The organism is Pseudoduganella sp. GW821-FHT12E03, assembly GCF_058807115.1.
The window spans coordinates 103,369-123,218 of the sequence record NZ_JBXAQJ010000010.1; the positions used below are offsets into that span (position 1 = coordinate 103,369).

Consider the following 19,850-nt stretch of genomic DNA (forward strand, 5'->3'; position numbering starts at 1 on the left):
AAAATGGCAACTCCGGATCAGCATGAACGACATATTGGCAAGCGCTGCCCTGGCTTTGGAAGCGGGGACGGCAATAAATCCCTCTGAACAAGAGCAGAACGATGCGCTGCAGGCGCATTTCCAGCCCCATATTGCGGCTGATGAAATCGAACAGGTTTACCACCTGAAGCGCGCGCAGCCGCTGCTGCAAGTGTTCACGGCCCTGTTCCATGGCGGCTTCGAAGGCGTCCTGGTGCGCCTGCTGGTGCTGCGCGAACTGGCGGCCGACACCAGCGTCTCGTCGTTTACCCGGGCCGACATCAACACCCGTCTTGCCTATTTGCTACCGGAAAGCCTGGAAACCGTGCTGATGCGGTTGCGCTCGAACCAGTTGCTGGCATGGGATGCGCAGCAGGGCGTGTACCGCGTGACGCCGATTGCGCGCAACGTACTGGCCGCCCTCGACAGCCTGCTGAACCTCGGCAAGGAAGAAGATGACGCGGAAATGGGCTTCCTGCTGTCGCAGGTGGCCGGCGCCCAGGCGGTGGGCGGTGTGACCGCCGAACAGTTGCAACATTTGCTGGGCCGCCTGGTCGAGCTGACCGAAGAATTCCGCGATGCGATCGCTTCCGGTTCCGAATTCCGTCTGCGCGAATCGCAGGCCAAGTGGCACATGGCGTGCGACTGGGTGGAAAAAGGGTCGGAAATCCTGCGCGCCATCACGTCCGATGAAAACGCGGATGCCGCCACCCACCGCGTGGCGCAGGCGATTGGCCGCGCCCAGAGCGCGCTGCTGAACATGCAGGGCATGTTCTCGCGCGCGCTGAACCAGATCGAGCGCCAGCGCGTGCACCTGGGCCAGTCCGGCCTGTCCACCACGGACATCAAGCGCTGGCTGCTGGAACATGACGATTTGGCGCAACTGGCGATCGGTGCGATCGACCGGCCGGTGGTGCCACTGTTTATTACCCCTGCGGAAATGATCGACGTGGCGGAAACGGAATTGCTGGCCGACCGCGCCGGCATTGTGCAAAACGGCTTGCCGACCGGCGAAGACGCGCCGACCACCATCAACGACAACCCCGTCATGCAGCAAGAGTTGAATGACTGGATCGCGCGCCTGTCCGACTTCGCCGCACTGGGCAATTTCCCCAGCGTGGCCGAGGAAGCGCCGAAATCGGTCCAGGTGCACGAATCCGTGCTGCCGGCCAGCTTCGCGGTGGCGTCGTACCGCGCCTCGCTGCTGCCGCTGCTGGGCGACGCCGCCGAAGCCAACCTGCAAGGCGCCACCGCTGAACTGGCGCGCCTGCCGGTGACGTTCACGCCGACCGATGACATGGTGTACCTCGACGATCCGGAAGTCGCGGGCATGTCGATCGCGACGCTGTCGCTGAATGCACCGATGGTTGCACCGCAAGACACTATGAGCCAGCTGGACCATATGGAAGCGGCGGCCATGAAGATGGCCGCCCTGTCGCAAACCATGGACCTGGCCGTGGGCAAACAAGAGAACCAAGAAGACAATGAGTGACGATTCCCAGATCCTGATTTCGCGCCTGCTGACACACCAGACCCTGCGCCGCGACGACCGCTTGGTCAAGCGCGTGCTGTCGGATGAACTGTTCCGCGCCGAAGTGGACCAGCGCCTGCTGGCCTGCGGCATGCGCCTGCTCGACAACGTATATGCCGACCACGTGACGCTGGCCCTGACGCGTGAAATCGAACCGAAAGTATTCGGCGCCAAGGACGTCTGGCAAAACAATAACTTCGGCCTGGCCCGCGACGGCGTGGCCCTGCTGGTGGTGCTGTGGGCGCAAATCATCTTGCCCAAGCGCGAACGCCAGGAAACCCACCAGCACGCGGACGATGACCAGAACGACATGTTCGGCGTCGACAAGCCGCTGCCGCGCGCGGAAGACACCTCGATCGGCATTCCCTACAAGGCGCTGCTGGCGGACTTCGGCGACAAGCTGGGACGCAAGACGCGCATGGACATGAACCTGGGCATCCTGTCGAAGCTGGGCTTCATCGAGCGCCGTGGCGAAGTGATTTTCGAAGGCCCGCTGCTGGACCTGGTGATGGATACCGACTTGCTGAAAGAGCGCATCGTCAACGGCGCGCTGGCGGACGTGTTCAAGCGCCGCCCGACGCAAGTGGTGCACATCCCGCGCGCGGCGCTGGCGGAAGCGGCTGCTGCCGTCGCGGTTGAGGAAGCCGTCGAGAGCGCGGCTGCGGAGGCGGTGGCCGATGCGGTGGTTGAATCCGTGCTTGAGTCGGTGGTTGATCCGGTAGTTGAGCCGGTAGTTGATCAGGTAGTTGAGCCGGTAATTGCGCCTGTGCGTGATGCGGTGGCTGAGGTGGCGCCGGCTGAGACGGCGGTTGCGGTTGCGGATGCCGCGCCTGCGGTTGACGCAGCGCCAGCGCCTGCTGCCGTGGTGGATGATGCGGCGGCCGACGCTGTCCCGGCCAGCGATGCTGTTGCGGTGGCGGAAGTCCAGCCGGCGGATGAAGCTCAGCTGGTTGCTGACGTCATGCCGGTGTCGGAAGCCCAGCCTGCGGGCGATGCCGAACCAGTGATGGTAGCTGTGCCAGCGGCGGACGCTGCTCCTACGCCGGACGCGGCTCCTGCGGCAGTTGACGCTGCGCCGCCAGCGGCGCCGGCCGCCGAGGCCGCAGCCGAACCGGTTGACGCAGCGCTCGCACCTGCGGTGGAAGCGGCACCGGCCCCCGAGCCGGCCCCCATCGCCAAGCCTGCCAAGGCGCCCCGGGCCCCGAAAGCCTCGAAAGAACAGCAAGACGATGAGCTGCCGCCGGGCGTGAACCCGGCCTGGCCATTCGAACAATTCAAGCGGGACTAAGTAATGTTTCATATTAAATCGCTGGAGCTGGTCCACTGGGATTACTGGCAGCGCATCAAGAATATTCCTCTCGACGCGAAGATCATCACCATCGCGGGCCAGAACGGTTCCGGCAAGACCACCTTGCTGGACGCCATGCGCACCCTGTTCGGCCTCGATTGCTCGATGGGCCGCACCTATAAGCACTATGCGCGCCACTCGGGCCAGCAGACCGCGTGGCTGCGCTCCGTGGTCGATAACAGCCCGGTCGGCCGCCAGTTGTCGAACCGCCCGTTCCGCAGCTCCGGCTTCTTTGCCGAAGATGAAGTGACCCTGTTCTGCCAGGTGCAGAAAAACGGCGGCGACTGGAAGCGCCAGTACCTGATGCGTCCGGGGAATGTGCAGATCGAAGAAGTTACCGACGCCACCGATTGGCTCGGTGTGGAAACGTACCGCAAGCGCCTGGCGGCGGCAGGCTTGTCGCCGGCGATGGCGAAAGTGCTGGCGCTGGAGCAGGGCGAGACGGATAAATTGTGCGAATATGCGCCGCGCCAGTTGCTGGACCTGGTGTTTTCCGTGTTTGGCGACAAGGAAGTGCTGGATGCATACGATGAAGCCAAGCGCCACCAGCGCGACACCGAGCTGGAACTGAAGCGTTTTGAGGCGGAACTGGAAGGCTCGAAGACCAACCTGGAAGGCTTGCGCCTGCGCGTGGCCAATTACCACCAGTGGGAAGATTTAAACAAGGAACGGCGCAACCTGCAGGAAGAAATCCTGCCGAACCTGGAATACCACGAAGCCCGTGAAAAATCCGGCAACACCAGCCGCCAGTTGCGCGAAGCGCGCAAGCCGCTGATGCAGGCCGACCAGCAACTGTCCGACAAGCGCTCGCAACTGGCGATCCAGGTCAAGATGCTGCAGGAAGCGCAGCAGCACGAAACCGTGCTGGAACAGGAATCGACCGCGCTGCAATCGAAACTGGCCGCGCTGAACGCCAAGCTGAAGCCGCTGGACAGCCTGCTGGAACAAAAGGCCCGCCTGCAAAAGCTGGCGGCCGATGCCGGCGCCGATATCGCGGAAGTGTCCGCGCAGCTGGAAACCAAAGAAGCGGAACTGGCCAAGCAAAAGACCGCCCGCGAAGCGGTCACCGCGCGCATCGCCGCCGACAAGGCGACCATTGCCGCGCTGCAGGGCAAGACCGCGATGCCGGAGCCGGACAATGTGCGCGCCATGCGCCGCGCCTTGAACGATGCGAAGATCGGCCATGCGATGCTGTCCGATATCGTGGAAGTGACGGATGCGCGCTGGCAGGGTGCGGTGGAAGGTGTGCTGGGTGGTTACGCGTCGGTCGTGCTGCTCGATAAACCTTCCGATGCGGCGGCGGCCTATCGCCTGGCGGAGAAAGAGCGCTATCGCCACTTCATCGTGCCGGACTTGATTACCGCGCCGGAAACCAAGGGCGACAGCCTGATGTCGGTGGTGCGTTTCACCGACAAGGCGCCGGGCTGGCTGATCGAACAGCTGATGCGCATTACCCGCGTGGATTCCGTCGAGGAAGGCGCGCGCATGGGCAACGTGGAAGAGTGGATCACGCCCGAGGCTTACCACAAGGAGCGTCGTGGCGGCCGCTCGCTGTTCGTCGAAGCGTCGCGCTACCGCTTTGGTTCGGCCGGCCGTACCCAGCGCATGGAAGCGCTGTTGAAAGGCATCCCGAACCAGGAAGCGCAGGAAGACGCGTTTACGCTGACCATCAGCAAGCTGGCGTCCGAAGTGTCGGCGCTGCGCGCCCGCCTGGCCGGCGTCGACGCCGCCAAAGAACTCACGGCCCGCATGGCCGAATTCGATGAGGCGGCGCACAGCGCGGTGCCGCTGCGTTCCGAACGCCTGGAAGTGGGCGCGCGCCTGGGCGAGCTGCAAGGCTTGATCAAGGATGCGACGGTGGCGCGCACGCGCGCTGACACCACGTGGCAAAACGCGCGTTTCAACTTGTCCGAGGCGGAAGCGGGCTTGCGCCTGAACCACAAGAAAATGCTGGAACAGCGCACCGACCACGCCAAGGCATTGCTGGCGCTGCGGCGCCAGTGGAAGCACTTGCCGTCCGGCTGGCGCCGTCCATCGCGCCGCGCGCGCCTGGTGCAGGAACACCAGAACACGCACCAGGTGGCATTGCGTATCCACAGCCTGGAAAACAGCCTGGCGCGTGGCGACTGGGAACTGGACGCCACCGTGATCGACCAGTACACCCGTCTCAACGAGCAGCTGAAAACCCGTGGCGAGGAAACCGACGAGCGCCGCTACCAGAACAACCGCGCGATCGAAGCCACCACCAATGCGCGTGGCGCGTACATCGAGCGCCTGCGCTATACGATCAAGCAGTACAGCAAGAACATCAAGGAATTGGGCGAACTGGCCAACATCGATGTGACGACCGACCCGGTCAAACTGGAAAACGACGATTTGCTGCTGGCGCAAGCCGGCCTGCACGTGCGCTTCAAGTTTGACGGCAAGGGCCCGATCGGCATGAACGACGGCGAAGCGTCCGGCGGCCAGCAGGTGATGAAGTCGCTGGTGCTGCTGATTGGCTTGCTGAAGTCCGAAGATGGCTCCGGCGGCTTCGTGTTCATCGACGAACCGTTTGCCCACCTGGATATCCGTAACATCCAGCTGGTCGGCGAGTTCCTGAAGAACACCGATGCGCAATACCTGATGACGACGCCGCTGACGCACAACACGGACGTGTACGACCCTTCCGAGTTGACCCTGATCACCAGCAAGAAGAAAAAAGACACGCAGTGGGCGCAGCCAATCTTTGTGCTGCAGCGGCGCAGCGGGGACAAGGCGGCGGCGTGACGTTGTCAAGCGGCCGAGTAAGGGTTTTCGTATAGCAATTATTTCATTGATAAATTATTTGTTTTTTTGATATCATGTTAAATTGGCAACTTGTCGCCAATGCTTTTATTAAGGAATCAATTCATGATCAAGAAAATTGCCGCCGCAGCCGCCCTGGCCGTACTGGCCACCTCGACCTTCGCAGCGGAATCAGCCGGCGTGTACGCCGGCCTGGACGTGGGCACCACCAAACTGGACGACCTGAGCGACCGTAAAACCAGCGTGGGTGGTTTTGTTGGCTACCAGTTCAACAATACGTTCGCCGTGGAAGCGGGCTATCGCCGCCTGGCGTCGTTCACGTACTTCGGTGCGGACGTCGACGTCAAGCAAACCGCCGTGTCCGCGATCGGCTCCTTCCCGGTCGGCGCCGGCTTCAAGGTATTTGGCCGCATCGGCTACAACCGCCTGGAAGCTGAAGCTTCCGCTGGCCGCGGCACCTACAGCGATTCGACGTCGTCCGCCGTCTATGGCATCGGCGCCAGCTATGACGTGTCGCCAGTGGTGGCCGTGCGCGCTGAATTGCAGCGTCCAAGCAGCGATTCGAGCAATCTGAGCGTTGGTCTGTCGTACAAGTTCTAAGCGATTGCTGAAAAAATAAGGCCAGGGGCGATGCGAGTCGCCCCTGGCTTTTTTTTGGCACCACGCCGGTGACTGATGCGGTAAGCTGGAAGCGGGCGCCGTTCGTGAATCGGCAATCGCATGGAGACAACCGTGAACAACCCGCCGGCCGACATCCAGCAGCAGCTTGCCGCCAGCCGCGCGGAGGCGGATGAATTGCGCCGCCAGAACGAGGCCCTGCGCAAGGAGCTATACGAGCACCTGGCGCTGGCCGAGCACATGGCCGGCGAACGCGGGTCGTTGCGCACGCTGATCGACAATATGCCCGACCACATTTATGTGAAAGACCGCAACGGGCGTTTTATCATTGCCAATGATGCGGCCGCGCATGGTATTGGTGTCACATCGCCGCAAGCGCTGGTCGGCAAATCGGACCTGGATTTCTACCCGACCGAATGCGGACTGCGTTTTTACACCGACGAGCAAAATATCCTGCAATCGGGCCAGCCCATCGTGGACCAGGTGGAAGAAAACATCAACCTGCATGGCCTGCGGCGCTGGTTTTCCACTACTAAAGTCCCTTTTTATGATGCTGCCGGGGTGCCGCAGGGCATCGTCGGCATTTCGCGCGACATTACCCAGCGGGTCGAGGCTGAAGAGCAAATGGCGTTGCTGGCGACACGCGATGCGCTGACCGGCTTGCCGAACCGGCGCGCCCTGATGGAGCGGCTGGCCCAGTCGATTGCCATGTGCGAGCGCAGCGGCATGCAACTGGCCGTGGCGTTCATCGACCTCGATCGCCTGAAATACGTCAACGATACCTTTGGCCATGAAGCCGGTGACCTGATGTTGCAAACCGTGGCGGACCGCATGGGCAGTTGCGTGCGCAAGTCCGACACGCTGGCGCGGCTGGGCGGCGACGAATTTGTGCTGGCGACGCTGCACCAGACGCCGGACAGCCTGTCCGATTTACGCGGCGTCGTGGAAGGCATGCTGGTCAAGATCCAGGAAGTGCTGGCGTTGCCCCTGATGCTAGGCGGCGAACCGTTTTGCATTACGTGCAGCATCGGCGTGGTGCTCCATGGCGCGGACGGCCATGGCCCGGATATGCTGCTGAAACGGGCGGATGCCGCCATGTACGCGGCAAAGAAAGCTGGCCGCAATCGCGTGGCCTGGCATTCCCCGCCGCCCGATCCCCTGTCACCGGACACCCCGCCGGAACCTCGGTAAGCGGCAAGCGCTTGACTTTAGCGACGGCATGTACTTTAATTTCTGTAACGACAGAAATTAGGGAAATATCATGCAGCTAAGCCCGACCATGCAAAAGTACGTCCTTCACTGGGGCGAAATGGGGACACGCTGGGGCGTGAACCGCACGGTGGCGCAAATCCATGCGCTGCTATTCCTGTCCAACACGCCGCTGAATGCGGAAGACATCGTGGAGACCCTGGGCGTGGCGCGGTCGAACGTCAGCAACAGCCTGAAGGAGTTGCAGAGCTGGGGGCTGGTGAAAGTCAGCCACGTGATGGGCGACCGGCGCGATCATTTCGTGGCCTTGCAGGATGTCTGGGAAATCTTCCGCGTCATCGTGGAAGAGCGCAAACGGCGTGAAATCGACCCGACCCTGACGGTGTTGCGCGAATGTGCCATTGAAGCTGAAACCGATGCGGCGCTGGACGACGCCACCCGCAAGCGCATGAGCGACGTGCTGGGCTTCATGGAAATGCTGGGCGCCAGCTATGACGATTACAAGCACATTCCACCGGCCACCATGCTCAAGCTGCTGAAAATGGGCGGCAAGGTTGCCCGTTTCCTGGGGCCGGACGACAAGGAGGAGTGACCATGGACACGCCCGGATTGACCTTGTATTACGACGGCGCCTGTCCGTTCTGCGCCGCGTCGATGGCGCAGTTGCGCGCCTGGAATTGCCATGGCGCGCTGGCGTTCATCGATATCCGCGCCGAGGGATTTGACCCGGCGCCGCTGGGCGTGACGATGGCAGCGCTGGACCGTGAATTGCACGGGATGACTGCCGACGGGCGCTTGCTGGTGGGCGTGGACTGCATCGAGGCCGCGTACACGCTGGCGGGGCAAGGGTGGCGGGTGGCGCTGCTGCGCTTGAAACCGCTGCGGCCCGTGCTGGCGGCGTTGTACCGCAAGTTTGCGTTGCACCGTTACCGTATCTCCGGGTGGCTGGGCTATGCGGCGGGTTCGCCGTGCAAAGATGGCGTGTGCACGCTGGAGCGGCCATGAGGACCAATGTGCAAATCCCCGATGCCGGCGCGCCGGCAATGCGGCGCTGGCTGGTGTACTGGTTGTACGCGGCGGCGCTGGCGCACCTGTTGGCCGGCATCCTGCTGCCGTGGGTCTCCGGCATGCCTTTCCTGGACGATTACCACCGCAGTATTGCCGCCGGGTTCTGGCAGGGCGCGGCGCCGGCAGCGGCGCATGCGCAGCAGGCCTGGTGGATGGCGCTGTTCGGCCCCACCATGCAAAGCGTCGGCTTGTGGATGTTCGCACTGGTGCAAATCGGCCACCGCCAGCGCAGCGCCACGGTATGGGCATGGCTGATGGCCGGCATCGTGCTGTGGGCGCCGCAAGACATGTTGCTGTCCCAGCGTGCCGGTGTGATGGCCAATGTGTGGCTGGATGTAGTTGCCGTTGTCACCATGCTGCCGCCAATGGTGTGGCTGTGGCGGATGGACCGGGGGCCGGTATGACGCCGTCCGAAGGGGAACTGTTCAAGAAAATCCTGGGCAGCGAGTGGACCCGGCTGCACCCTGATATCCAGCGCCGCTTTGACAAGAACCCGGCGCCCGGCAAACCGCTGCTGTATTACGGCTCGCTCAACGAATTGCGCGCATCGCGTTTTGGCAAGTTGCTGGGCTACCTGACGCGGCCCCTGATCCAGGGCGCATTGATTCCCTATGATGCGGTGGATGTGCCGGTCGATATCCAGGTGTATTCGAAACCGGATTGCCCGCACATTTTCAAGCAGCGCATCTACAGCCTGCTGGGCCGCAAACCGGTCCGTTTCACGTCGTATATGGCGGAAAGTGAACAGGGCGAAGTGCTGGAATATGTGGGCATGGGACTGGGTATGAAACTCACGCTGTACGTCCAGGATGGCAACCTGCATTTCACCAGCGACGGCTATTTCTGGGATGTGCTGGGTTGGCGTATCCCGCTGCCGGACTTCCTCACGCCGGGCAAGACATTTCTGTGTCACCGCAATAATGCACCGAACCAGTTCGACATCCGCATAGAAATCCGCCACCCGCTGTTTGGCCTGGCGTTTGTGCAGGCCGGCGTCTTCCATGAACGCACCGCGGCAACCGGGGAAACAGCATGAATACACATGTACTGGCACTGCAACTGATGGCTGCCCAAGGACTGCTGGGCGCGTTCGACACCATCTATCACCATGAACTGACGGAAGCGCTGCCGCAGCAGCCCGGCGCCAGCAAGGAATTGGCGATCCATGCCATCCGTGCACTGTTTTACAGCGTGCTGTTTATCGGCCTGGCGTGTTTTGCGTGGCATGGCTGGTGGGCGGTGGCGTTGCTGGCGGTGTTTGGCATCGAGATCGTGCTGACCTTGTGGGATTTTGTCACGGAAGACCAGACCCGGTTATTGCCGGCCACGGAGCGGATCACGCATACGGTGCTGGCGATCAACGGCGGGGCATTCATTACGCTGCTGGCCTTGAATACGCCGGCATGGTTTGCGCAGCCGACCGCGCTGGTGTGGCAAACCCATGGCTGGCTCAGCGCCTTCCTGGCGGTGTGCGGCATCGGTGTCGGATTGTCCGGCGTGCGCGATGCGCTGGCGTCCCGTGCGCTGGCCGGCATCGTGCGCGATGCCGTGCCACCGGTCTTCGATTTGCCGCCCGCGCATGTGCTGGTGACGGGCGCCACCGGTTTTGTCGGCGGCCATGTGGTGGCGGCGCTGTTGCGCAACGGCCATGCCGTGACGGTCTTGACGCGCCATATCAGGCAGGCGGCATGGGGCTTTGAGGGCAAGGTGCGCTGTGTCGGTAGCATGGATGAGCTGGCGGACACGGAGCGTATCGACGTGGTCATCAACCTGGCCGGCGCGCGCATCCTCGGCTGGCGCTGGAGTGAAAAGCGCAAGGCGGCATTGCGCGCCAGCCGCGTGGCGCTGACAGCGCGGCTGGTGGCATGGATCGCACGGGCAAAGGTCAAGCCGAAACTGCTGTTGAATGCCTCCGCCATCGGCTACTACGGTGTCCAGCCACAGGGCGATGCCACGCAGCTGGATGAAGCCGCGCCACCGCAAGCCATCTTCATGTCGCAACTGTGCCAGGAGTGGGAGGCCGCCGCGCGCCAGGCGGAGCAATATGGCGTGCCGGTGGCTTGCATGCGTTTCGGGCTGGTCGTGGGCCGGCAGGGGGCGCTGCCGATGATGCTGATGCCGATCAGGCTGGGCTTCGGCGGGCCGCTGGGCGGTGGCAGGCAGGCATTGTCATGGATCCACGTGGACGATATCGTGCGCGGCATGGCGCACCTGTGGCAAATGAACAGCGCAGGTGTTGACGTGGCCGGTGGCTGGAATTTCACGGCGCCACAGGTGGTCTCGCAGCGGGAATTCAGCCGCATCGCGGCCGGTGTCGCCCATCGGCCCAGCGTCATGCCGACGCCGGGCTGGCCGGTGCGGCTGCTGCTGGGGGAACAGGCGGATTTATTGCTGGAAGGGCAGGCCGTGGCGCCGCGGCGCTTGCTGGCCAGCGGTTTTGCCTTCCGCTATCCGGCCATGCGGGAAGCGCTGGCCAGCGTGATGTGATTACGCCAGGTCCGGCCCGGTATCGGCGCCCTTGGGCGGATGGGCTTTGCGCCAGCGGATCATACCCATCGAAAACGCGGCGCAGTAACCCAGCACCAGCCCCAGGGTTGCCACGGTCGCCGGGCTTTGCACGAAGTCTTTTTGCGACATCAATTCCTGGGCGCTCATGTGGTTGCCCAGGTAAATTTCCACGCCACGGTAGACCACGCGGCCGGCAAACAGCAGGAACACCACCAGCGCAATGCGCATGTTCGGCGTGAAGTACACGCGCGGGCCATACCATTCGAAGCGCGTGCCTTTCAGCGAGAAATAGCCACCCCAGGCGCCCGCCAGCGCACCGGCGCCCAGGCAGGACACGGCCAGGATATTGTCCGCCATCGTCAACGCCATCCAGGCCAGGAACAGCGGGAAGAACACGGCGGACATCCAGTGGCGCCAGATCAGCGACTGTTGCCGCGCCAGCATTTGCTTGACCCGCGCATAAATACGCCACATCAGCAGCGGGATCAGCATGAGCAGGGCGAGGGTCGTGATATCCATTAGGTCGGGCGGTTGTGAAGGAAAGCCGTGATTTTACTTCAGACGCCGCGTGTCGCCTGTATCACGGACTGCGCCACCATGTCGGCGGTGGCGGCGGACAGGGTCCAGCCCAGGTGGCCATGGCCGGTGTTGTAAAACACGCGGGGCGAACGGCCCTGACCGACTTTCGGCATCATGTCCGGCATCACGGGCCGCAAACCCGCCCACGGAATCACGCGCCGGGTCTCCACTTGCGGGAAACACTGGTGGATCCAGTCCATCAACGGCGCGATACGCTCGGCGCGGATATCGCGGTTATAGCCGGCGAATTCCGCCGTGCCGGCCACGCGGAAACGGTCCGGTCCCAGGCGGCTGCACACAATTTTCGTGGCGTCGTCCAGCAGGCTGGCGTTTGGTGCGGCGGCCTGGCTGGCGGCATTGTCCAGTTGCACGGTGACGGAATAGCCTTTGACGGGATACACGTTGACCTGGTCGCCGAGGCGGGCCGCCAGGGCGCGGCTGAACGAGCCGGCGCAAATGACGACGCCGTCGTGGCGCTCTTGCGTGGTCTGGCCATCGATGCTGCAGGTCACGGTGGCGCCGCCATGGTCGGCCCGCACATCGGCCACATGCGCGCCATAGCGCGTCACCGCGCCATGGCGCAGCGCGGCGGCGGCCAGGCCGGTGGCGAATTTGTGGATATCGCCGGTGGCGTCGGTTTGCGTGTAAAAGCCGCCATAGTACTGGCCGTGCAGGGTCGGTTCGATGGCGCGCATTTCATCCGGCGTCACGGGGCGGCGTTCCAGGCCGCCTTGGGCCAGCACTTGCGTGACGGCGCGGGCCCGCTCGAAACCGCGCTGGTCGCGGTAGATATGCAAGATGCCCTGGCGCCGCAAATCAAAGGCAATGCCTTCTTCTTCGGCCCACGCATACAGGTGCTCGCGCGCGGCAATCGCCATGCGCACGGTGGCGACCGTGTTGTCGCGGTAGCGGGGAATGCCGGCTAGAAATTGTGCGAACCAGGACAGCTTGTGCCACGTGGGGGCGGGGTGGACCAGGAACGGGGCTTGCTGGGTGAACATCCATTTCAAGCCTTTGGCGACGGTGGCCCAGTGGTTCCACACCTCGGCATTGGAGGCGGACAGCTGGCCGCCATTCGCATACGACGTTTCCATCGCCGCATAGCGCTGGCGGTCATACAGCGTGACCTCGAATCCCCGTTTCGACAACGCATACGCCGTCGTTACCCCGGTAATGCCCGCGCCGACCACGGCGATCTTTTTCATGTGAGTCGCTAGCCCGTTCCAAAACGCCGCAAAGGGTACCACAGTGGGGTCAGGCGTGCATTGATGCGTTTCTTTTGTGGGGTCAGGCGTGCAATCGTGCGTTCCCGTTCCTGGCCTCGGCAGCAGCGCGGCATTGCGGTGGCATGCCGTGGATGCAGTGGCGATAATGCGCAGAAATCTCGGGCTGCGATTGCTTCAGCTCGACTCATTTCTCCCGCAGGTAAAGCCGTAGCGTGAAAAATGAATGCATCAATGCACGCCTGACCCCAGTGGTTTTATGCACGAACGCACGCCTGACCCCACGGGGGTGTGGTATGTTGTCATTATGATTTGCTTAGGAGCGCCGCAATGGAACCTGAACTGTCATCGCCTGCGATCCGCGCCCACCGCGCACCGGACCCCGCGCCTGCGGATGAGCCGGACCTGGACCCACAGCCGGGCCAGCCCCACCACCATCCCGAACCACCGGTGCCGCAGGATGAGCCGGTGCCGGACCATAACCCGAGTTAATCGAACGCCCAGGTGTACAGCACGTCGAGCGCGTTGTTGGTGCCGGTTTGCAGTTGCAGAGTGATGCGCGGGTTCAGCTTGTAGCGCAATTTCACCAGGCTGGTGGCGTTGCCCGCGCCCTGTTCAAAGCTCAGGTAGGCACGTGATGACAGGCGCTTGCCGACTGTCACCACCGTGTTTTCCAGCCCCTTGGCATTGCTGCCATTTTGCGCCTGTGAAAAGCCCAGCTCATCGAGCCCCAGTTTGCCGGCGATCCCGCTGCCGCTGCCGCCAAACAAGGCGCCGGCCGCTGTTCCCAGCAGCGCCATTTCATTGCCCCCCGCATCGGCCAGGCCATGGCCCAGCACCAGCCACGCGAGTTTTTCACTGTCCGGCACCGATGGGGTGGAGACCAGTTTGGCTTGCGGCGCCAGCGCCGTGCCCCGGACTTCGACCCCGGCTTCGACATTGGTTTCCGTCAGTTGTTCGCCTTCAGGCCGCTTGCGCACGGCAAGGATATTCAAGCCCGGGTTGTCATACGCTCCCGTGAAATTCAGCACGCCCCGGTCGATGGTCAGTTTTTGGCCATATGCCGCATAAGTGCCGCTGACCACGCGGATGCTGCCGGTGGCGCGCGGTGGCCGGCGGTCCTGGATGCGCACCCGCACCGTTCCCGCCAGTTGCGCATCGATACCATTGCCCTTCAGGCGGAAATCGTCGCCCAGGTCCGCTTCCATATCGACATTCAGCGGCAGCGACTTCTGGGCCGCCGCCGCAGCCAGTTGAACCGGCTTGTTGCGGCCCACGATCACCACGTCGTCGCTGATGGTGGGGGCATTGTCCGCCGCCAGTTCGATATTGGCGCGGTCGGCTTTCAGCTTGCCGTCCAGCTGGAAGTGTTTTTGATCGCGGACCAGCGCGGCCTGGCCGCTCAGCACCAGGATGCGGTCCGGACGGGACAAGACTTGCAACTGGTCCGCCGTCAACGCCAGCTGCATGGTCGCATCGCCACCGGCGAAACGCACCCAGCCTTCGGCCTTGGCATTGCCCCGGTCGCCATCAAACGCCAGGCGCTGCAAGTTCAGCTTGTCGCCGGTGAAATTCGCTTGCAAATGGCCATTGCGCAGCTTGATGCCCTGGTCGGCCCAGTTCACCACCAGCCGCTCGCCCACCGCATCGCCCTGCACGACCGGATCGGCCACTGTGCCGCTGCCGGTGGCGATGACCTTCAGCGCGCCATCGAGTTCCAGCCCCGGCATGCCGGCCAGCGGCGCCAGCCACGCGATCGACGCCAGGTTGACATTGCCGTCGAACGCCAGCGGGCTGGCGCCGGCAATGCGGCCATCGAGCAGTTGCGTGGTGGCGTTGATCCGTGCCTGGCCGGCGCGCATGCCGTCCAGCTCGACCGCCATGCGCAGCGCGCCGCCGGACACGTTGGCGCGCGCTTCCAGCTTGCGCAAGCCCAGCGTGACCGGCTTATCGGCCGCGCCGACCACCACCAGGTCACCCTTTTCACGGTAAATCCGCGCTTCGCCTTCCAGCGCCGGCGCGGCGCCGGGCGGGCGTTGCAAATCCAGCGACCACGACGCACCCAACGATAGGTCGCTGACGATGTTGTCCCGCCACGCGCTGGAGAGTTGCGCCAGGTAGCTGGCGGGCACGCCGGTGGCGGCGCCACGGCTGGTCCAGCGTGTGCCATTCTTTTCCAGCAAATCGATGCTGACACCACCCTCCGGCAAGCGCAGCGCCGCGCCGCTCAGTGCGATCTGCTCCGGGTGGGCGAGGCCGGCGGCGCCGCTGCCTGCCGGCGCGGCCAAACGCAGCGCGGCTGGCCCTTGCAGCGCCAGCGCAAAACGCCCCTTGTTTTGCAGCGTTTCAATCACGCCATTCCACACGCCTTCCTGCGAGCCGCCCCGCACTTTCAGCTGCGCATCGAAGTCCGCATTCGCCGCGGACAATTGCAGTACGTGCGCGGCGCGCGTGCCGGCCGATGAAAACGCGGCCTGGTGCAGGGTCAGGCCCGGCGACGCGTAGCCCGTCAATGTGACGTTGCTGGTCATGGGATCATTGCCGCCCTGGCCCGCGCCGACCGCCGCCGACGCCTTGATGGATTTCAGGTGGTGCCGTGCAAACAGCCGCAAGTCCGCACCCTCGAGGCTGAAATTCGCCGCCGGTTGCGCCAGGGTGCCCGTCAGGACACCGGCGCCGCGCATCACGCCGCTGAAATCCGGTCCCAGCACGGCAAGCCTGGGTGCATCGATATTCCAGTCCAGGCGGTCCCGCGCCGCGCCAAACGCACCCTGCGCGCGGGCGCTGTTCGCTCCCAGTTTCAAGTCCACATCGATGCCCGCCAGGCGCGGCGCCGCGCCCGGCTCCACGCTGCCCTTCGCATAGCCGGCCAGCGGTGCGCCGCTGTAAGTGGACGGTTGCAAGACCAGGTCGAAGTCCGCGCGGTTGCCGCCGCTGGCCGTGCCGCCTGTAGCGCCGCCGCCATAGCTGGCGGTGAAATTGCCATTGATATTGCCCAGGCCATAGGGGCCGAATGCGGCCGGATCGAGTTTTTGCACCACGCCGGACGCTTTCACCTGCACGCCGCCGTGCACCAGCGCCACATCGCCGCTGGCGCGCAGCAGGCTGTCTTGCGCCGGGTGGCGCGCCGATGGCAGCGCCAGACCTTTGGCTTCGACCGTAAAGGTGGAGCGGGGCGCCGCATAACTGCCCGTCACGGCGCCATGGGCGGCCACGGCGCCCGCCAGGTCCGGCGCGAAGGCGGACAATTGGCGCGCCTCGGCTTTCCACAGTAACTGTTCATCCGGCAAACCAAAGGCGCCGCGCAATTCCGCCGTATTGCGGGCCAGCGCCAGCTGCACATCGATATTGCTGATATGGCGCGCATCCGCGTGCAGCTTGCCGCTGCCGGACAGCGGCTGGCCCAGCAAGCGGCTGTTGTCGAGCTTGAAGGCGGCGTCCACTTGCCATGCCGGCGCCAGTGCGCCAGCCGCTTGCAGGCTGCCGTTCAATTCCGCCCTGGGAGCGGCCACCAACAAGGATGGATCGAAACGGTGGATGGCGGCGCTGGCGGTAAACGCCTGCTTGTCCTTGAGGCTGGCCGACAGGGTGGCTTCCACGCTGCCCTTGCCGGCGGACAGCCGGGCTTGTTTCACCAGCAATTGCGCGCCATCGGTGACGGCTTGGGCATCGATTTTCAGGTTGGCGTCGGCCAGGTGGATGGTGACCGTCTGGCGTGCGCCGGTACTGCCCATGGTGATCGTGCCCGCCGCTTTGGTCGGATGGACGGCGCCATGCAGTCCGTGTAAATCCAGCTTCGACGTGGTCAGCGCCAGGGTGGCGGCATCGATGCCTGCCGCGATGTCGGCGCGCTGGATGCGGCCATTGCCGTCAAAGCGGCCAGCCGCGCCCAGGTCCAGTGTGACATCGTCAAGCGTCGTCGCTGTCAGCGTGCCGCCGATCTTCGCGCCCGCGCTGCGCAATGGAATGCGGTGCTGGTCCAGCGGGCCGCTGGCGCCACGGTTTTCCAGCGCCAGCAAGCCGCTGATGGCCCGGTTGGCGGCGATCTTCGCCTGCAGGCGCAGCGCCAGGTCCGCCTGCGGCCACGCGGGATTGAAGCGGGCGGGATTGACCCCTTGCGCCTGCACATCGAGCGCGCGCAGCATGACGGGATCGAATGGCGCCAGGGATAACGTGCCGCCGCCATTGGCGTTACTGGACGTGCCTTTGGCCGTGATGTCCAGCAGCGATAAGTTGCCGCGCACGTCGAGCGCGAGGCGGGCCTGTTGCGGCGCCTTGGGCGTGGTGGCTGCCGCCCGTGCGGCCTGCGATGCCGCCGCCGCCGCCCGCTCCTGAGCCGCGCCCTGGCCGCCGGTTGCCGCTGTGGCGCCGTTGGGCGACAGCGCAGGCGTGCCGGCCGGCGGGGTTGCCGCCACGGTTGCCGACTGCGCCAGGCTGATTTTTGCATTGACCGCGAACGGCCGCCGCGCGCCAATCGTGCCGCCGGCATCGGCGCGCCCGAGCGGCGTCAGCGCACTGGCGTCGCTGAGCTGCCATGCCTCGGCATTGCCTTCCAGCTTGAAGCGGATCGCATCGACCTGCACCTTGCCGCCGTCAATCGCGACCAGGGTCAGCTTGTCGAGCCGTGCATCGGCCAGCGCCAGGCGGAACGGCGGCGCCAGGCTTGCCGGTAAGGTGGCGGGCGGGCTTTCCTTCAGGGTTTGCTGCACGGCCGATGCCGCGTGCAAGGTACTGATGGCGATGCCTTCGGAAAAATACTGCCATGGCGACCAGTCGATCGTCACGTCCAGCACGGTCAGCACGGATTCCGGTGTTTTATGGATGATGCGGTCCACGTGCATGCGGCCATACAGGGAACCGGTGACACCGGTGACGGCGATTTGTCCGCCGCTGGCATTGGCCACCCGCTGCACGATTTGCTGCAAGGTCGATTCGCGGCCCAGCAGCCACAGCGCGCCGCCCAGCAGCACGGCCAGCAGCGCCAGCACGGCCAGCGCGATGCGCGGCCAGCGGCGGCGCAGGGGAGCCGGGGCCGGCGCGGGGGAAGGTGTCGTCAACTCGGCCATCAGAACGAAATCCCCAGCGAGAAGTGCAGCCGCACTTTTTTCACGGAATGGCCATAGGCGGCATCGACATTGAGCGGCCCGACCGGGCTTTTCCAGCGCACGCCCACGCCATAGCCGGATTTCGGGTGCAGGCCGGACAACTGGTCCGCCGCGTTGCCCGCGTCATAAAACACGGCGGCGCCCCAGGCGGGCCGCAGCCAGTACTGGTATTCCGCGCTGGCCGTGGCCAGGTAGCGGCCGCCGACTGTTGCCGTTCCTTCGCCGACACCCAGTTCCTGGTACGCATACCCCCGCACCGACTGGTCGCCGCCCGCACGGAACAAATACGTCGCCGGGATGCCATCTTTTTGCTTCGATACCACCACGCCCGCCTCGCCGCGCAACAGCACCAGGTTTTTCGGATCGAGCGGAAGATAGAACAAACCCTTGACGCTGGCGCGCGCAAACGGTTCCTCGGCCAGCAGGGCGCCGCCCAGCTGCCAGTTCAGCACATGGCCCTTGGTGGGGAACAGCAGGTTGTCGACCTTGCGGCGCGTGACGGCATAGGTGACCGGCAAGCTGGTGCTGCGCTGGCCCTTGGACCCAGCCACGTCCTTCCGCTCCGTCAAGAGTTCCAGCCCAATGCTGCGCTCAAGCAACGGCGTACCCCAGGCGCGGCGCGCGGTAAGGGAAAAGGTATTGGTTTCTTCGCCCTCGATATCGCTGCGCACATACGCCGCGCCAAAGCTGTCGTTATCGCCATCGGCCGAGGTGGGGAAATAAAAGTCCGCCTTGGCGGTCTGTTTCTTGGTTTCCAGGGTCAGCGCGGACTTCATTTTCAAGCCGCGTATTACCAGGTCGTCGTAATTGAGCTGGGCGCGGTTGCCGGTATTCGTGCTGTAACCGAGTCCGGCGCTGACATTACGGCGCTTGTTTTCCGCGACCCGCACCAGCAGCGGCAAGACCGGCGTTGGCGCCGCGTCCAGCGCAGGGACTGTCTTGGAAGCGCCGGCTTGCTGTTCCTTGCCCGCTTCGATCTGTTCATCGAGCACGGCGGACATGTCGGCGCTGACTTCGACGGTGGAGAAATAGCCGGTGTCCTGCAGGCGCGACTGATACGCCTGCAGCGCCGCTTCACTGTAATAGTCGCCCGGCTTGATCTGGTTCAGGTTGGCGACGATGGACGCCGGATAGCGTTTCAGTCCCTCGATGCGCAGCGCGCCGAAGCGCAATTCCGGTCCGCTGTCGAGCACCAGCCGCAAGGTGGCCGTATGGCGCTCCGGATCGACGGCCGCTTCGGTTTCCGTCAGCACGGCGCGCGGATAGCGGGTTTGCACCACTTGCCGCAGCAAGGCGCGCTTGGCTTTTTCCCAGTCTTCCTGGCGGAAGATGTCCCCCTTGGGCAAGGTCCACGATGCGGTCAGGGCGGCCGTGTCGAACGGCGATTGCGGATTCGGCTTGAAGCCCTCCAGCACGATCTCCACACCCTCCACCCGCACCGGCTCGCCCGGCTGCACCTCGATCACGGCCACCGGGTCGTTGCCCTCGTCGATGCGGGCGCTGACCACGGGGGAAAAATAGCCTTCCGTCGCCACCAGGGTTTTCACCTGTTCCGGCGCCGCGCGCACCATGCGCTGCAATTGTTCGCGGTCCATGCGCGGATTGCCGCGGAAGCGTTCCAGGTCGAGATTGTCCCGCAGCAGGTTGTCCAGCTTGCCGGGGGCGGTAATGCGGACGGTGTAGCGGAAGGTGTCCGCGGCGATGGCGTGCAGGGGCGCGCAGGCGGCGGCCGTGGCGGCCAGCGCCATCAATATAGCGGGGGCGCGATGGCCCGTCATGGAGAGTTGTGCCAAAATTCGTGATCCTGCCTCGAAGGGTCGCCGGTCATGTTACCGGATCGCCCGCCGCGATGGCGT

Annotated in this window: 14 protein-coding genes and 1 pseudogene; 11 read left to right on the forward strand and 4 right to left on the reverse strand. The window is 64.3% G+C overall.

All coding sequences use genetic code 11. The features are described from left to right. The first annotated feature begins 22 nt into the window (after window positions 1–22). The 10 genes and pseudogenes from AC1RRC_RS24290 (at window position 23) to AC1RRC_RS24335 (ending at window position 11,066) form a co-directional block, all read left to right on the forward strand. Complete coding sequence (locus AC1RRC_RS24290) at window positions 23–1,510, forward strand: hypothetical protein (RefSeq protein WP_493058117.1); 1,488 nt, start codon at window positions 23–25, stop codon at window positions 1,508–1,510. Continuing rightward, window positions 1,503–2,219, forward strand: a pseudogene (locus tag AC1RRC_RS24295) (hypothetical protein); the annotation flags it as partial. The gene AC1RRC_RS24290 and the pseudogene AC1RRC_RS24295, both read left to right, overlap by 8 nt. Window positions 2,220–2,840: 621 nt before the next feature. Continuing rightward, a complete protein-coding gene (locus AC1RRC_RS24300; RefSeq protein ID WP_493058118.1) occupies window positions 2,841–5,666 on the forward strand; it encodes an ATP-binding protein in 2,826 nt (941 codons plus the stop codon). Between the two features lie 123 nt (window positions 5,667–5,789). Further along, complete coding sequence (locus AC1RRC_RS24305; protein WP_493058119.1) at window positions 5,790–6,284, forward strand: outer membrane beta-barrel protein; 495 nt, start codon at window positions 5,790–5,792, stop codon at window positions 6,282–6,284. A 132-nt stretch (window positions 6,285–6,416) separates the two neighbouring features. Continuing rightward, window positions 6,417–7,493 carry a diguanylate cyclase domain-containing protein gene (locus AC1RRC_RS24310; protein WP_493058120.1) on the forward strand — a complete coding sequence of 359 codons (1,077 nt, stop codon included), beginning with the start codon at window positions 6,417–6,419 and terminating at the stop codon, window positions 7,491–7,493. Between the two features lie 70 nt (window positions 7,494–7,563). Next, window positions 7,564–8,103: a GbsR/MarR family transcriptional regulator gene (locus AC1RRC_RS24315; RefSeq protein ID WP_493058121.1), complete on the forward strand. Its 540-nt coding sequence runs from the start codon at window positions 7,564–7,566 to the stop codon at window positions 8,101–8,103. Window positions 8,104–8,105: 2 nt separating this feature from the next. Continuing rightward, window positions 8,106–8,516, forward strand: a complete 411-nt coding sequence (locus tag AC1RRC_RS24320) for a thiol-disulfide oxidoreductase DCC family protein (RefSeq protein ID WP_493058122.1) — start codon at window positions 8,106–8,108, stop codon at window positions 8,514–8,516. Then, window positions 8,513–8,983 (forward strand): cell division protein, encoded by a 471-nt coding sequence (locus tag AC1RRC_RS24325; protein WP_493058123.1) that lies wholly within the window; start codon window positions 8,513–8,515, stop codon window positions 8,981–8,983. The genes AC1RRC_RS24320 and AC1RRC_RS24325 overlap by 4 nt, the downstream gene beginning before the upstream one ends. Continuing rightward, window positions 8,980–9,615 (forward strand): DUF4166 domain-containing protein, encoded by a 636-nt coding sequence (locus tag AC1RRC_RS24330; protein WP_493058124.1) that lies wholly within the window; start codon window positions 8,980–8,982, stop codon window positions 9,613–9,615. The genes AC1RRC_RS24325 and AC1RRC_RS24330 overlap by 4 nt, the downstream gene beginning before the upstream one ends. Next, a complete protein-coding gene (locus tag AC1RRC_RS24335) occupies window positions 9,612–11,066 on the forward strand; it encodes a TIGR01777 family oxidoreductase (protein WP_493058125.1) in 1,455 nt (484 codons plus the stop codon). Before AC1RRC_RS24330 ends, AC1RRC_RS24335 begins: the two co-directional genes overlap by 4 nt. On the opposite strand, the gene AC1RRC_RS24340 is transcribed toward AC1RRC_RS24335, so the two are convergent. Continuing rightward, window positions 11,067–11,606, reverse strand: coding sequence for a CcdC protein domain-containing protein (locus AC1RRC_RS24340; protein ID WP_493058126.1), 540 nt, complete (start codon window positions 11,604–11,606; stop codon window positions 11,067–11,069). It lies immediately after the preceding gene. A gap of 38 nt (window positions 11,607–11,644) precedes the next feature. Next, complete coding sequence (locus AC1RRC_RS24345) at window positions 11,645–12,871, reverse strand: D-amino acid dehydrogenase (RefSeq protein ID WP_493058127.1); 1,227 nt, start codon at window positions 12,869–12,871, stop codon at window positions 11,645–11,647. A 348-nt stretch (window positions 12,872–13,219) separates the two neighbouring features. On the opposite strand from AC1RRC_RS24345, the gene AC1RRC_RS24350 reads away from it, so the two are divergent. Next, a complete protein-coding gene (locus AC1RRC_RS24350; protein WP_493058128.1) occupies window positions 13,220–13,381 on the forward strand; it encodes a hypothetical protein in 162 nt (53 codons plus the stop codon). Here AC1RRC_RS24350 and AC1RRC_RS24355 read toward each other — a convergent pair. Beyond that, complete coding sequence (locus AC1RRC_RS24355) at window positions 13,378–17,955, reverse strand: translocation/assembly module TamB domain-containing protein (protein WP_493058129.1); 4,578 nt, start codon at window positions 17,953–17,955, stop codon at window positions 13,378–13,380. The two genes, AC1RRC_RS24350 and AC1RRC_RS24355, sit on opposite strands and share 4 nt — an antisense overlap. Further along, the gene (locus tag AC1RRC_RS24360) at window positions 17,955–19,787 is read right to left on the reverse strand and encodes an autotransporter assembly complex protein TamA (RefSeq protein WP_493058130.1); all 1,833 of its coding nucleotides are present in this window, start codon (window positions 19,785–19,787) and stop codon (window positions 17,955–17,957) included. The genes AC1RRC_RS24355 and AC1RRC_RS24360 overlap by 1 nt, the downstream gene beginning before the upstream one ends. Between the last annotated feature and the right edge of the window lie 63 nt (window positions 19,788–19,850).